Origin of the sequence: Clostridium sp. Cult1, assembly GCF_021655095.1 — a bacterium.
Taxonomy (GTDB): Bacteria; Bacillota; Clostridia; order Tissierellales; family Tepidimicrobiaceae; genus Schnuerera.
The window spans coordinates 2,363,053-2,378,717 of sequence record NZ_PPXW01000001.1 but is presented as its reverse complement, the minus strand read 5'-3'; the positions used below and the strand labels follow the sequence as shown (position 1 = coordinate 2,378,717).

The window sequence follows — 15,665 nt, the reverse complement described above, 5'->3', positions numbered from 1 at the left end:
CCTTATTTTTATGATTTAATATCTTTTCTATTATCCATATTTAATATTCCAATACCTAATACCACCAGTAATAATCCTATAGCCAAATTCACTGTAAAATATTCTCCCTTTACAAATAATGCGGAGAAAATTGAGCCAAATATAGGAATGAAAAGCCTATATATACTAACCTTTCCTGGAGAATTGTATTTTAAAACCATATACCAAAGAGTAAAAGCTGCCGCTGATATAAAAGCAGCATATAATAATAAAGTGACGCTACTTAAATTAAAATTAATATTATTCCCTCTTAAACCTATTTTCCCAATCAACAATAGCAATAAGGACCCTGTAAACATTTGTCCTCCAGAGCTTAAGAATGGACTCATATCCCTTGGCATAGTTTTTACATATATGGTAGCAATGGCACTTAATATAGAAGAGATTATTAAAAATCCTTCTCCAGTAACTTTAAAGGTTAAATCGAAATCTTTCCCTAAGTTAACAAACACTACTCCACCAAACCCAAGTAACAAGCTAATTACCCTTTTAAAATCCAATCTATCTTCTTGATAAATAAAATGAGCCATAACTACAACAAAAAATGTACTTCCTGACTGAAGTATAGCACTTTTTATTCCTGTAGTATTTGCCACTCCAATATAGAAAAAGAAATACTGTATAGATGTTTGCAATAATCCTAATATGATTATGGATTTTATATAATCTTTTCTAATGGAAACTCTTTCTTTATATAAAACTCTATGAAATAAAAATACCATAATTGAAGCAATAAAAAATCTTAATCCAGCAAAATAGATCTTACCAAATATATCGGAAGTTTCAATTTCAAATAGTTCATATCCTATCTTGACTACTGGAAAAGCACTTCCCCATAAAGCCATACATATTAAAGATATAATAAGTATATTAAGTTTTTTAGTAAAAAATTTTTCCATTTGTTCTCCTTTCTATGTCCTATAATTATGTCCAATAACCAATTACCCATTTTATCAACTTTTAATAACTTTTTTGTTAAACCATAAAAGAATATTTTAAATTACAAAAGCATAGTATTAATAAACAATTATTTTAAACATCATTATGCCTAAAGAATTAGATTAATAGTAAAAAGGAGGGAAAATTTTGAGAAAAAGAATTTTGGCTTTTATTTTAATCGGTTTGTTAGTTACAACTATTGCTGGTTGTAGTAAGGAAGATACTACAACTGGAGGAAAAAGCGGAGGTGAAGATTTAGGATTTAAAATTGGACTAGTTACCGGTACTGTATCCCAAGGGGAAGAGGAATTCCGTGCAGCCGAAAATGCAGTAGCTACATATGGTAGTAATGTAATAAAACATGTTACCTATCCTGATAAATTTACTCAAGAACAGGAAACTACAATAGCACAAATTACTGGTTTAGCTGCTGATCCTGATGTTAAGGCTATAATCGTTCTCCAAGCCGTACCAGGCACTGCTGCAGCCTTCGACAAGATTAAAGAAACTAGGGATGATATAGTATTCATTGCTGGAGTTCCTCATGAAGACCCTGAAACCATCGCCCCAAGAGCAGATATTATTTTAGAAACAGATAATATTAAACGGGGAGAGACAATTGTTGAATTGGCTAAGGAAATGGGTGCAAAGACCTTTGTCCATTATTCCTTTCCAAGGCATATGTCCTATGAGCTACTTGCTCAAAGAAGGGATGTAATGAAAGAAACTGCTAAAAAACTAGGTTTAGAATTCGTTGAAGTAGATGCACCAGATCCAACTGGGGATGCAGGTATTCCAGGAGCTCAACAATTCATGATTGAAGATGTTCCAAGACAAGTTGATAAATATGGTGAAGATACTGCCTTCTTCAATACTAACTGCTCAATGCAAGAACCATTAATAAAATCTGTAATAAATACAGGTGCCATCTATCCAGAACAATGCTGTCCAAGTCCATACCATGCATATCCAGGTGCTTTAGGGATTGAAATACCTGAGGATAAAGCTGGAGATGTAACGTATATGCTAGAACAGACCCATGCAAAAATTGAAGAATCAGGAGCCTCTGGAAGATTTGCTACTTGGAAGGTACCTGCTAATATGGCTATGGTAGAAGCTGCTGTAGAATATGCTGTATCCTATGGTAAAGGGGAAATAGAAAAATTTGATAAAAACAAAATGGTAGATATATTAAAAGTTGTTACTAAGGATGATAATGTTCCAGTAAGTGAACTTGATGGAACTCCAAATTTCCTAATGTTTGTAGCTGGATCGGAAATATTTTAAATAGAGAGGTCGTTTTGACGACCTCCTTCTTCTTAAACTAAGGAGGGATTAAATGGAATTACTCCATATGGAAAATATTATAAAACAATATGGCGAAAATCGGGTTTTAAATAATGTTTCCCTATCCATTAAAGAAGGAGAAATACATGGGCTTGTAGGAGAAAATGGAGCTGGAAAATCAACTTTGATGAATATACTCTTTGGAATGCCAGTTATCCATTCTACCGGAGGATTTGAAGGCAATATTTTTATCCATGGTAAACCCTTTTCTCCAAAATCTCCTGAAGATGCTATGAAAGCCGGTATAGGTATGGTTCACCAAGAATTTATGCTAATTCCAGGGTTTACTGTTACAGAAAATATTAAACTCAATAGAGAAAGAACTAACTCTACCTTATTGAGTAAAATATTTGGAAAAAGATTAGAAAAGTTAGACCTAAACACCATGGCTAAAGATTCAAGACAAGTTTTAGATAAGCTGAATATGAGTATAGATGAGTATTTGCCTATAGCTGGTCTTCCAGTTGGCTATATGCAATTTGTTGAAATCGCCAGGGAAATCGATAAGGAAAACCTAAAACTATTGATATTAGATGAGCCTACAGCAGTTCTTGCAGAGTCAGAAGCATCTCAATTCTTAGATGTGGTTAAAAAGCTTTCTGACATGGGTATATCCGTATTATTTATATCCCATAGGTTAGATGAAATAAAAAAGGTAACCGATTCTATCACCATATTAAGAGATGGGGAGATGGTTAAAACCATAGAGACCGATAATATTAGTATAGTTGATATAGCTAGATTGATGGTAGGCCGTAATATAGAAATGATTAGGAGGAAAGATGAAGAAAAAAAGATTAAAGATGAATATATATTGGAGTTAAAGGATTTAGAAGTCAATATGCCTGGAGAAAAAGTTAAAGGATTAGATTTACAGATTAGAAAAGGAGAAATTTTAGGAATTGGCGGTTTAGCAGGACAAGGAAAAATTGGTATAGCTAATGGAATTATGGGATTATTCCATACTTCTGGTACCATAATTAAAGATGGAAAAGAACTACCTTTAAACGATCCAAGGGCTAGCTTAAACTCTTCCATAGCTTTTTTATCAGAAGATAGACGGGGAGTTGGCCTTTTATTAGACGATCCTATAGATTTTAATATAGTTTATTCTAGCTTGGAGATTCAAGACAGATTCTTAAAAGAATTAGGTCCTTTCAATTTAATCGATAATAAATCTGTAAGGGAACATACATTAAAAATGATTAAAGAATTGGATATTAGATGCACAGGTCCTAAACAACATACTAGATATTTAAGTGGAGGAAATCAGCAAAAAGTCTGCATTGCTAGAGCCTTAACCTTAGAACCTGATTTACTATTGGTATCCGAACCTACTCGTGGTATAGATATTGGTGCTAAAAAGCTGGTATTGGATATATTAGTAAAATTAAATCAAGAATTAAATATGACCGTTATCATTACCTCTAGTGAACTAGGTGAACTTCGTCAAATATCCCATAGAATTGCAATTATATACGATGGAAAGGTGAAAGGTATACTGCCTCCTGATGCCTCTGATGAACAATTTGGACTCCTAATGGCTGGAGAGACCTTAGACAAGGTGGTGAGCTAGATGAAAAATTTAATAGATAAAGTAGGTGTTCCTCGACTCATAATAGCCCTATTTTTGCTTGGGTTAATTTTAGTAGCTATATATCTTAAAATTCCTCTATCCAGTTTAATTACAGATATATTAGTTCGTTTTGGGATGAATGCTATTTTAGTACTGGCTATGATACCAGCAGTCCAATCTGGAATTGGCCTTAATTTCAATATACCTTTAGGTATAGTTTTTGGCTTAATTGGAGCCTTAATCAGTATTGAATTTAAACTATCAGGGTTTTTAGGGTTCTTTATAGCCATAATAATAGCTATTCCCCTAGCAACTATTGCTGGTTATTTCTATGGGAAAATGCTTAATAGAATCAAAGGACAGGAAATGACCGTTGGAACCTACATAGGTTTTTCTATAGTATCTTTAATGTGTATATTTTGGTTAATAGCTCCTTTTAAAAGTCCTGAATTAATCTGGGCTTACGGCGGAAACGGCCTTCGTGTTACAGTATCTTTAGAATCATCTATAGCCCATGTATTGAACGACTTTTGGTCCTTTAATATTGGTAATATCAGGATTCCTACTGGATTGTTGTTATTTTTTGGCCTTTGCGCCTTTATAGTGTGGATATTTAGTAAAAGCAAAAAAGGTTTAACTATGAAGGTAGCCGGTAGCAACGCTAATTTCGCTTTATCTAACGGTATTGATGTAGATAAAGAAAGAATAAGAGGAACTATAATCTCCACAATATTAGCCGCTATAGGAATAATAGTATATAGTCAAGCCTTCGGATTTTTACAGCTATATAATGCTCCTTTATATGCTGCCATGCCAGCAGTTGCTGCCATATTAATAGGTGGAGCCACCCTTCATAAAGCAAGAATAATCCATGTAATAATTGGAACTCTATTATTCCAATCTCTATTAGTTGTTGCTTTACCTGTTATAAATATATTATCTGAAGGTAGCATGTCTGAGGTCATAAGAACCATTGTTTCCAATGGAATAATCCTCTATGCCTTGACAAGACCAGGAGGTGATGCAGCATGATGGTACCCATTATTTTCTTAATATTATGTATTGCAGGGTTCTTCTTTACTGGACTTCCTGCTAGCTTCTTAATGAATGAGATGGTTGTCCGTCTTGCTAGAAACTTAATCCTTGTTCTATCTTTAATAATTCCCGTTATCACTGGAATGGGATTAAATTTTGGGATTGTATTAGGAGCTATGGCAGGACAAATTGGTTTGATAATCATCACAAATTATCATATTGGAGGAGGCTTAGGATTTTTACTAAGCATTATAATATCCACACCAATCGCTATATTTTTTGGATTTTTAGTAGGTAAGGTATTAAATAAAGCTAAAGGGAAAGAAATGATTACTAGTATGATATTGGGTTTTTTTGCCAATGGAGTATACCAACTAGTATTCCTAGTCTTAGCAGGTACATTAATCCCCTTTAGAAATAAAAATTTACTCTTATCATCAGGTGTCGGCCTTAAAAACACTGTTGATTTGGCAGGGGTGAGATATTCTTTAGATAAATTAATCCCCTTCCATAAAATAGATTTAGGCTTTTTTCAATGGTTATCTAAATATCCTGTAGCTACATTAATATTAACATTATTGCTATATTTATTGGTAAATTATTTTTTAAAAACCAAATTAGGTCAAGACATGAGGGCAGTGGGGCAGAATATGCATATAGCTCAGGTTTCTGGTATTAATGTAGACAAAACAAGAATTACTGCTATAATTATATCCACAATTTTAGCAGCTTGGGGACAAATTATATTCCTACAAAATATAGGAACCTTAAATACCTATGGCAGCCATGAACAAGTAGGATTATTTGCTGTAGCTTCCCTTCTAGTAGGTGGTGCCACAGTAGATAAAGCATCATGGAAGGAAGCTTTGATTGGTACATTCCTGTTCCATCTATTATTCATCATATCTCCACTAGCGGGACAAAACCTAATGAATAATGCCCAAATAGGTGAATACTTCAGAGTATTCGTCGCCTACGGGGTCATTGGAGTTGCATTATTGCTACACGCTTGGGAAAAAGAAAAAGCCAAACTATCCATTGACAATTAAAAATCGGCAATAACCAATTATAGAAGGGCCGGTGTAAAAAGCTATAGCTTTTTACACCGGCCCTGGTTTTTATAATCATCAATTATAAGAGGTTGTCAATTGTCCACTATTTTCCTCCCATGGACTTCCTTGACTCCTGTATTTCTTACCAATTCTTTATAATTACATTGGGTAACCCCTCCACCAGCTAATATTATAATCCTATCCCCTGCATAGTCTACTAATTCTTTTAATTGGCTCTGGTTGTCTATCGCCTTACCTTGTCCACCTTTTGTAAGAACTCTATCTATTCCCAGTTCAATCAATCTATCCAATCCAGTCTTTTTATCTTCTATTTCATCAAAAGCCATATGGAAAGTAATACTCAAATCTTCAGCTTTCTTCAAAAGCCTTTTAATGGTTTTGATATCAATATTATTATCCTTGGTTAATGCTCCTATGACTATTCCATCTACCTTTAATTCTTTACATATTTCTATATCCTGTTCCATTATACTTATTTCGTCTTCTGTATATACAAAATCCCCTCCTCTAGGTCGTATTATTACATTTATTGGTATATCCAAGGTTTCTTTGCATAATTTTACAGTGCCATAACTGGGGGTTGTACCTCCTTCCTCAAGATTATCACATAACTCTATCCTATGGGCACCTAATTCATAAGCCCTTTTAGCTTCCACAAAATTTCCTACACAAGCTTCTCTTAAAATATCCATACAATTCCCTCCTATAAACTTATTATACAACTTTATAAATATTTTTCATCATTATCAATGCAGTATTATTAATATTAGTATATAATATATATTACCTAGGAATTAGGTATGAATAATAATTATATATTTTCATTTGGAGGGCATTATGAATAAATTAGATTACAAGCAGATACAAACTATTCAAGAAAATACAACGAGAAAACTTATTAAATATATAAACGAATTTGTAAAAAGAGACAAAATTTTAGATTCTATAGAGTTCTATTATCCTGATTTCGATGAGCAAAAAGCTAAAATTGCTTTTAATGTATGGATTAGTATTGATTACAGAACTGATTATGGTAAATCCTTTATAGAACATATGTTGGAAGAAAAATCTTCTTATCTTACCAATTTAGAAAAAGAAATATTAATAGAAAGAAATAAATCCTTTATATCCCTGTTTGAAATAGAAAAGATTGAAGGTTCCAATATATATATTCTAGACCTATTGACTAGAAAACACCATATAATTTGGGAACCAAATATGTCTAGTATCCTAAAACCATCAGACCTAATCTTTGGTAGAATAGGTAGAATCATCGATTATGAAGGTTTTATTGGCAATATAAGTTTCTTACCCCCTGCTGTAAAGGATACCTTCATCGAAGAAATATTTATAGATTATAATAGAATGAGATTTAAATTTCCTGAACTCTCTATGGATAAGTATCTAAAATTATATAGTATACATGTTTATAGAATATATACCGAATGTATATATGAGGTAATGGAAATGGACGATGATAATACTACTATCCTATACGATGAATTAGATGAATTTGAAAACTATTTACAAAACTATATGTCTCGGCTAGAAATAAAAAAATATATTACCAATTTGATAAACCTATTCGAGTACTATTTAATGGAAGAAGGATTATCTCTTTATGATTTAGATGAGTTAGATATGGAAAATCTTCTAAAAAAAGCTATAAAAGATGGATTCATATCAGGCCAAAGGGAGTTAAGCTCCTATATATCTACATTAAAAAAATATATAGGATTTCTAAAAAATAAGAACCCTAATTATAGGAAAACCTATGAAGATATATTGAAAATAAGTAGGAATAGATTTTTATACATCGATCATTTGAAACAAATTAAATCCCCTTTCCATATCAATAGAAATATTGTAAACGGGATAAATCATAGGTTAAATGAAGATGCTTTTGATTTTATCATGGATTATGAGAAATTTTTATTATATATAATGAGTAATCCATTAGAAATAACGGCAAAAAGGAAACATATTAAAAGGAAACATTTGCTTGATCTTAACGATATAATGGAATACAGAGAAAATATTACTAAAACAAGGCCAAATCAAGAAGATTTTCCAATACTTCATTTATTCTATATGTTTTCTCTTAACAATAAATTAATAAGCCTTAGAAGAAATCATCTATCGGTATCAAAACTAAGCTCTAGTTTTCTAAGACTTAATGATGAAGAAAAATATAGTCTATTTCTCCAATACATTTGGAGCCAAGAGTTTTGGTCCTATGATGATGCTAATATGTTAAAGATGATGAGCAAAAATGTTTTAGAAATTCTAAGCAATTTAGAAGAAGATAAATGGTATAAGTTTACTAGCCTACCCTGGAATAATAGTCAATCTTCTAAGTTTCTTATAAAAATCTATAAATATTTAACTTTGATGGGAATATTAGAATACAGCCATCAACCAAGTTTCCAAATCAATATTAACCCTTTCGGGAAATTGGCTCTGAATGTTTTAGCCAAAAAAGATAGCTACCATCAAGACAATGGAAAAATCATTTTTTTAAGCAGATAGTTTTTAACTATCTGTTTTTATTTTTAAAGTTTCCTTGACAAGTATAAAATTTAGTATTATAATAAATTTGTAATGATTACAATTTTGTATCGCTTTCATTTTATGCGTAAGGAGGGATAATTGTGGATAATAAAGAATTAGTACTAAAAACATTGAAAGAATCTCAAGAGCCTTTAAAAGCAGGAGAAATTGCAGAAAAAGCTAATATAGATAAAAAGGAAGTAGATAAAGCAATAAAGGCACTAAAAAAAGAAGAATTAATCGAATCACCTAAAAGATGTTTTTACATAGCAAGATAGACTATATCTCCAGAGGGAGGAATAAAGATGGATTATACAAATGAAATGATTATTGATTACTTGAAAAAATATGATATCAGACCATCTACCATTAGGATCAAAGTGTTAAATTATCTGTTAAATAATAGAATCCATCCTACAGTAGATGATATTTATAAAAATTTAATAGAAGATATTCCTACCCTTTCAAAAACCAGCATATATAATACGCTGGACCTATTCTTAGAAAAAGGAGTTGTAAAGGTGTTGGCTCTTTGGGAGAAGGAACTAAGATATGATATAGACACCAATTTACACGGTCATTTTAAATGTGAAAAATGTAGAAAAGTTTATGACTTCCCTATTTCTGCTAATATCCTTAGCAGGGACAAGCTAGAAGGGTTCAAAATCAACGATAAGAATATCCATCTATATGGAATTTGTAAAAAATGTAATAATGCAAATTATGACTCTTAATTTTTTAGAGTTTAATTACTATAAAGGAGGTGTTTTTGTGCCCGAGGAATTTAAAATGGGATGTCAAAGACCAGAAATAAAAAAGGATTTAGTGGAAGAGAGTAAAGTAGAAGAAAAATCAATTATTAAGGAGGAAGATAATATGATTAAGGTTGGAAAACCAGCACCAGATTTTACTATCCCAGCATATCATAATGGAAGTTTTGTTGAATTAAATCTTTCAGATTTTAAAGGAAAATGGGTATTATTATGTTTCTATCCAGGAGACTTCACCTTTGTCTGAGCTACTGAAGTATCGGCAGTTGCTGACAAGTATAGGGAATTACAAGAATTAGGAGTAGAGGTCATCTCCATTAGTGTAGATAGCGTATTCGTCCACAAAATGTGGAATGACCATGAATTATCCAAGATGATAAATGGAAATATTCCATTCCCAATGGGTTCAGATCAAGATGGATCAGTAGGGAAAAAATATGGAATCTATGACGAAGACAGTGGAGTAGAAACAAGAGGCAGATTCATAATCGACCCAGATGGAATAGTTCAAGGTTTTGAAGTACTTACTCCTCCAGTAGGAAGAAATGTAAATGAGACTATAAGACAGATTAAAGCATTCCAATTTGTAAGAAATTCTGGAGAAACAGAAGTAACCCCAGCAGGATGGCAACCAGGTAAGAAGACGCTAAAGCCACGTCCAGGCCTAGTTGGTAAAGTATGGGAAGAATGGACTGTAGACCAAGTAGATAAATAACCCATAAAAACGAGTCAAGATTAGAGCTTGACTCGTTTTTTATATTTGTCCATCACCTATTTTGACAAGATTCTAAATAATACCTTGTATCTATATATATATCTTCATCTTTCTAGTATAATAGTATATATACCATTATAAGGTGGGATAAAATCATGGATAATAAAAAATTAAAGCATATTATAAATAAAGTTGATGATATGCCTGTACTACCTAGTAGGATTAACAAAATTATAGAAATTACAGAAGATCCAGATTCTACAATTGATGATTTAGAAAAGGAAATCTTGAAAGATCAAAGTTTAACTTCAAAGATATTAAAACTTGCCAATTCTGCTTATTATGGCTATCCCCGAAAAATAAATACGGTTTCTGAAGCAACTATATTATTGGGATTCCAAACTGTAAAGAGTATGACTCTGGCTTCTACCGTTAGCAAGATGATGACAGGTGAATTTAAAGGCTATGCATTAGAAAAGAATGATTTATGGACCCAATCTCAAACCTGTGCAATTATCTCAAGATATATAGCTAAGAAAATTAAAATAACCAATCCTGAAACTGCATATATTGGCGGCCTACTTAGAGATATTGGTAAAACCATATTAAATTATTATGTAGAAAAAGAATATACTGCAATAATTAATAAAGTTGAGTCCGATAAAGTTTCCTTTTTAGAGGCGGAAGAAGCAGTCCTTGGATTTAACCATGCTCAAATAGGAGAAAAGATTGCAGAAAAATGGAACTTTCCAAAAGATTTAGTTGAAACCATAGGCCTACACCATATACCAGAAAAATCTACCATAGACCCAGAATTAGTATCCATCGTTCATATATCCGATGCTATTACTATGATGATGGGCATAGGTATTGGAGCCGATGGGTTGAAGTATAATTTTTCTTCTTTTGCCTTAGAAAGATTAAATTTTAACCCTATTGACATAGAAAATCTTATATCCTATTCTCACGATCTTATTTTAGATAAGGATAGTTTCGATTTAGTCTAGAATAAAAAGAACTCTCTGGATTTCTAACCCAAGAGAGCTCTTTTTATTATTTTAGTTCCTTTAATAATTCTACTAAATAATCATAAACCCTTTTTATAGAAGATATACTGACCTTTTCCTGAGGTGTATGAACATCTTCCATATCTGGTCCTACAGATATAATATCTAAATTAGGATATTTTTCTGCAAGTACTCCACATTCTAGCCCTGCATGAATAACCGTTGTTTCCATATCTTTATTAAACATTTTTTTATAGACCTTTAAGGCCACATCCCTTAGTTCTGATTTAGGGTTGTATTCCCAATGAGGATAAGAGTTACCAACAGTATATTTCCCATTGGTTTTTTTGACTTGGGCTATTATTTTTTCTCTTAACTCTAATAATGTCTTTTCTGATGAGCTTCTAGTAGATATTTGGATTGTAATTTTATCTTTTTCCGTATTAACTATAGCTAAATTACTGGAACTCTCAACTATATCCTCATCTCCAGGTATCATTGTAAATACACCTGTAGGTAAACTTTCAATAAGTAGGATTAAAGAATTTAATGCATCAGAAGAAATACAATTAGATACCTCTTCAGTTTTTTCAATTATAATATCTATATTAGGTTCTTTTTCCTTTTTTCGTTGTATTATATTATCTTTTACTTTATCAAATTCATCCATAAACAAGGATAATTCTGAGGACTTAATACCAATATGGACTGTACTAGATCTAGGTATAGCATTATCCTTCGTTCCACCTTCTATTGATATAAGCTTCAAATCCACTATTTCCCTAATACTTTTCAATACTTCATTTATTATTTTATTTGAATTTCCCCTGGCCTTATGGATTTCCATTCCAGAATGGCCGCCTTTTAACCCTTTTACTTCTATAGTAAATCCAATTAAATCCTTAACTTCTTCATATTCTACGGGAATTTCAACCTCTACTAACTCTCCTCCAGCAGAACCAGTTACAAGAACTCCTTCTTCCTCTGTATCTACATTGATTAACCTTGTTCCTTTTAAAACATCTTTCGATAATCCAAAGGCTCCATCCATTTCAACTTCCTCTGATGAGGTTACTAATAATTCTATACTAGGGTGTTCTAGTGTATTGTCTTCTAATAGGGCTAAGCCCATAGCTACTGCTATTCCATTATCGGCACCTAATGTAGTTTTGTCAGCCTTTATATAGTCTCCATCTACAATTAGTTTAATAGGATCCTTTTTAAAATCATGATCGCTATCACTTTCCTTTTCACAAACCATATCCATATGCCCCTGAATAATAACTCCTGGTGAATTTTCGTATCCTGGAGTAGCTGGCTTTCGTATTATTACATTTAGAGCATCATCTTGAATAGTTTCAAGCCCTAATCTTTCCCCTACACTCTTAATATAGTTGCTAATATTTTCTTCATCATAAGTACACCTTGGAATTTTTGAAATCTCTTGGAAATAGTGAAATACCCTTTTTGGTTCTAATTTTTTTGATATACTCATAAATTCCCTCCATCTTTATAGTCAATATCTAATTTGAAATAATAACCTTAATCCTTTCTTGGACTAAGGTTATTATTTTTTTACTTACTATTATTTTCAATGATCTTCACAATCAATTTAGAGGCTAATTTCATAGATTCAATTGGAATTAATTCAAATCTTCCATGAAAATTATACCCACCAGTAAATATATTAGGACATGGAAGTCCCATATAGGATAATCTGGCTCCATCTGTTCCCCCTCTAATAGGTTTAATATTAGGCTCAATTCCAAGTTCTAACATGGATTTTTTAGCAAGCTCTATTATTTCCATATGGGGTTCTATTTTTTCTCTCATATTATAATAACTATCCTTTATTTCTATAGTTATAATATTGCCATATTTCTTGTTTAGAAAATCTATAATTTCCTTAAATAAAGTTTTCTTTTCTTCAAACTTTTCCATGGAATGATCTCTAATAATATAATTAACAACTGTATAGTCTACATTCCCTGTAATATCGTCTAATAGATAAAATCCTTCATATCCTTCTGTATATTCGGGTTTTTGTTCTACCGGTAACATACTTTCAATTTCCATAGCTATTCTAAGAGAATTTATCATCACATTTTTAGCTGATCCTGGATGGACATTTTTACCTTGAATTTCTATTTTAACGCTAGCTGCATTAAAGTTTTCATATTCCAATTCGCCTAAAGGTCCTCCATCTACAGTATAGGCAAAATCTGCATTAAATCCTTTTACATCAAACAAATCTGCCCCTCTGCCAATTTCTTCATCTGGTGTAAATCCAATTTTAATATCCCCATGTTTTATTTCTGGATTTGCGATTAAATATTCCATTGCATCAATAATAGCAGCTATACCTGCTTTATCATCTGCTCCTAATAAAGTAGTTCCATCTGTAGTTATAATCTCTTTTCCTACAAGTTCTTTTAAAAAAGGAAATTCCTTTTGACTCATAGAGTATTTGTCATTTAATTTAATGTCCCCACCTTCATAAGTAAAAATTTGGGGATTTGTACATTTCCCATCTAAGTCAGGACTAGTGTCTAAATGTGCTATAAATCCTATTGTAGGTACCTCTTTATCAATATTAGATTTTAATGTAGCATATACATAGCCGTTTTCATCTTGTTTTACATCATCAAGGCCTAATTCCTTTAATTCTTCTACTAATATAGCTCCCAATTCTAATTGTCCCTTTGTACTAGGACATGTTTCCGAATTTTCATCAGATTTTGTGTCTATGGAAATATACCTTTTAAACCTTTCTACGATTTTTTCCATATAATCTCTCCTCTCTTAATGAAGTTTTAAACTTTTGAGGATTTTATATTATAGTCTGCAATACTAACATTAAAATGGAGAACCCTCCAACTATACCCATTAAAGGCAGTATGAACTTTAACCATTTATCATAAGTTACATCTACCATCTCTAGAGTTGCTAAAATCAATCCTGTTGGTGTTATAAAGGCCATCCATCCTTGACCCCAGTTATAAGCTGTAACTACTATGTCTCTAGATAATCCTACTGTATCAGCTAAAGGCGCCATTATAGGCATTGATAATGTAGCTAAGCCTGATGAAGATGGTATAAAGAATCCTAATATACTAAATAACACCATTTGAACTGCTGCAAAGAACCCTGAATTCATATTCTCTATTATTGATGATGTATAATAAAGTAATGTATCAGAAATCATTCCATTATCCATTACTATATTTATGGCCCTAGCAACACCTATTATTAGAACCACACCTATTAAATCTGCTGCTCCTTCTAAAAATGTATTAACCGCTTCTTTTTCAGAAAGTCCAGATAAGAATATTATTATTAAAGCAACTGCAAAGAATAATGCAGACATTTCTGCAAACCACCATCCGCCAACGGATACTCCCCAAATCATCAATGGAAATGCTCCTAAGAATACTAATAGTATTAATATTCTTCTCCAATTGAAGGGTACCACATCGTCAGGATTGTAGTCTTTTAAAAACCTCTCTTCTATTCTACCCATATCGTCATGAATTAAAGAATTTTTTGAATCCATTTTTACTTTTTTAGCATACCGATATATATATACTAATGTTATAATTGAAGCTAAAATCAAAGCTACGATACGAATTACTAGTCCTTCATTAAAGGAAATTCCAGCTGCATTTGAAGCTATAACAACTGAAAAAGGATTTACAGTTGAAAACATTGTTCCAATGGAAGATCCCATATATATTGCAGCAATACAGATTATTGCATCATATCCACTAGCAATAAATATAGGCATTAATATAGGATATAAAGCTATAGTTTCTTCCGCTAATCCAAAAGTAGTTCCTCCTAAAGCTATTAGTGCATAAACTACTACTACCAATAAAAATTCTTTTCCTTTAGTCCTCTTTGACAGTGCAGCAATACCTGCATCAAAGGTTCCAGTTTTATTAATTAATCCAATTATACCTCCAAGAATTAGAACGAATACCATGATATCCACCGTATCCATTACTCCCTCTACTGGAGACATTATAGTTGGTAAAAGTCCTTGTGGTGATTGCTCTATATTCCTATAAGTATCTGGAATTGCTATAGGCTTTCTAATTCCACCTTCTGTAAACTTTTCTAAATCCATATTTATATTTAAACTATCCAAGGTTTCTTGAGTAGCAGGTAAAGTTTCGGTACTGCCTTCTTGGTCTGTCTTTATAAAAACATTTTCCTCTGCATCGTATTCTAATTTTTCATATAATCCTGCCGGAACTATATAAGTTAGTATAGATGCTAATATCAAAACTATGAATAATACTGTAAAAGCTGTAGGAAATTGGCGTTTTTTCTTGTTTTTCTTTTTGTTTGTCATTAGTTCATCTCCTTTTTTTAAATATTTGGTTTTATTTGTAATAAATTCTAAGAATCTGCAGATTCAATTTTATCTCGTATAAGTATAACATAATAAAATATTGTTTTAAATCTAAAGTAAAAAAATAGTACTATTAAAATTCTTACCAATTTTGTGAACTTTCTATTAAAAAATATTTTATGAAAATTCCATATATTATCTTTTCTCTTTTTATTATTTCCAAAAATATAGAGAAATACCCTAAATCCAGTTTTGCTATT

General features: G+C 31.8%; 14 protein-coding genes. 9 read left to right on the top strand and 5 right to left on the bottom strand.

The window, feature by feature from the left end:
• Positions 1-8 precede the first annotated feature (8 nt).
• The gene (locus tag C3E89_RS11865; RefSeq protein ID WP_236913152.1) at positions 9-938 is read right to left on the bottom strand and encodes a DMT family transporter; all 930 of its coding nucleotides are present in this window, start codon (positions 936-938) and stop codon (positions 9-11) included.
• 187 nt (positions 939-1,125) lie between these two features.
• On the opposite strand from C3E89_RS11865, the gene C3E89_RS11860 reads away from it, so the two are divergent.
• Genes C3E89_RS11860 through C3E89_RS11845 form a run of 4 tightly spaced genes read left to right on the top strand, consistent with a single transcriptional unit; the run spans position 1,126 to position 5,985 of the window.
• Positions 1,126-2,265: a DUF3798 domain-containing protein gene (locus C3E89_RS11860; RefSeq protein WP_236913151.1), complete on the top strand. Its 1,140-nt coding sequence runs from the start codon at positions 1,126-1,128 to the stop codon at positions 2,263-2,265.
• Between the two features lie 52 nt (positions 2,266-2,317).
• Complete coding sequence (locus C3E89_RS11855; protein WP_236913150.1) at positions 2,318-3,901, top strand: sugar ABC transporter ATP-binding protein; 1,584 nt, start codon at positions 2,318-2,320, stop codon at positions 3,899-3,901.
• Positions 3,902-4,933 carry an ABC transporter permease subunit gene (locus tag C3E89_RS11850; RefSeq protein WP_236913149.1) on the top strand — a complete coding sequence of 344 codons (1,032 nt, stop codon included), beginning with the start codon at positions 3,902-3,904 and terminating at the stop codon, positions 4,931-4,933. It begins immediately after the preceding gene.
• A complete protein-coding gene (locus C3E89_RS11845) occupies positions 4,930-5,985 on the top strand; it encodes an ABC transporter permease subunit (RefSeq protein WP_236913148.1) in 1,056 nt (351 codons plus the stop codon). The genes C3E89_RS11850 and C3E89_RS11845 overlap by 4 nt, the downstream gene beginning before the upstream one ends.
• Before the next feature lie 95 nt (positions 5,986-6,080).
• On the opposite strand, the gene C3E89_RS11840 is transcribed toward C3E89_RS11845, so the two are convergent.
• Positions 6,081-6,701: a copper homeostasis protein CutC gene (locus tag C3E89_RS11840; RefSeq protein WP_236913147.1), complete on the bottom strand. Its 621-nt coding sequence runs from the start codon at positions 6,699-6,701 to the stop codon at positions 6,081-6,083.
• A gap of 145 nt (positions 6,702-6,846) precedes the next feature.
• On the opposite strand from C3E89_RS11840, the gene C3E89_RS11835 reads away from it, so the two are divergent.
• The 5 genes from C3E89_RS11835 (at position 6,847) to C3E89_RS11815 (ending at position 11,051) form a co-directional block, all read left to right on the top strand.
• Entirely contained in the window at positions 6,847-8,538 is a 1,692-nt protein-coding gene (locus C3E89_RS11835) for a hypothetical protein (protein WP_236913146.1), read from the top strand.
• Between the two features lie 122 nt (positions 8,539-8,660).
• Positions 8,661-8,837, top strand: a complete 177-nt coding sequence (locus C3E89_RS11830; RefSeq protein WP_236913145.1) for an HTH domain-containing protein — start codon at positions 8,661-8,663, stop codon at positions 8,835-8,837.
• Positions 8,838-8,864: 27 nt separating this feature from the next.
• The gene (locus C3E89_RS11825) at positions 8,865-9,293 is read left to right on the top strand and encodes a Fur family transcriptional regulator (protein ID WP_236913144.1); all 429 of its coding nucleotides are present in this window, start codon (positions 8,865-8,867) and stop codon (positions 9,291-9,293) included.
• A gap of 37 nt (positions 9,294-9,330) precedes the next feature.
• Complete coding sequence (prxU, locus tag C3E89_RS11820) at positions 9,331-10,044, top strand: thioredoxin-dependent peroxiredoxin (protein WP_336512946.1); 714 nt, start codon at positions 9,331-9,333, stop codon at positions 10,042-10,044.
• A 155-nt stretch (positions 10,045-10,199) separates the two neighbouring features.
• A complete protein-coding gene (locus C3E89_RS11815; protein WP_236913143.1) occupies positions 10,200-11,051 on the top strand; it encodes an HDOD domain-containing protein in 852 nt (283 codons plus the stop codon).
• Positions 11,052-11,097: 46 nt separating this feature from the next.
• Here the strand turns inward: C3E89_RS11815 and C3E89_RS11810 are convergent, their stop codons facing one another.
• The 3 genes from C3E89_RS11810 to C3E89_RS11800 all read right to left on the bottom strand — a co-directional run bounded on the left by C3E89_RS11810 (position 11,098) and on the right by C3E89_RS11800 (position 15,405).
• Positions 11,098-12,546, bottom strand: a complete 1,449-nt coding sequence (locus C3E89_RS11810) for an aminoacyl-histidine dipeptidase (RefSeq protein WP_236913142.1) — start codon at positions 12,544-12,546, stop codon at positions 11,098-11,100.
• Positions 12,547-12,626: 80 nt separating this feature from the next.
• Positions 12,627-13,838, bottom strand: a complete 1,212-nt coding sequence (gene pepT / locus C3E89_RS11805) for a peptidase T (RefSeq protein ID WP_236913141.1) — start codon at positions 13,836-13,838, stop codon at positions 12,627-12,629.
• A 43-nt stretch (positions 13,839-13,881) separates the two neighbouring features.
• Positions 13,882-15,405: a YfcC family protein gene (locus C3E89_RS11800; RefSeq protein WP_236913140.1), complete on the bottom strand. Its 1,524-nt coding sequence runs from the start codon at positions 15,403-15,405 to the stop codon at positions 13,882-13,884.
• Between the last annotated feature and the right edge of the window lie 260 nt (positions 15,406-15,665).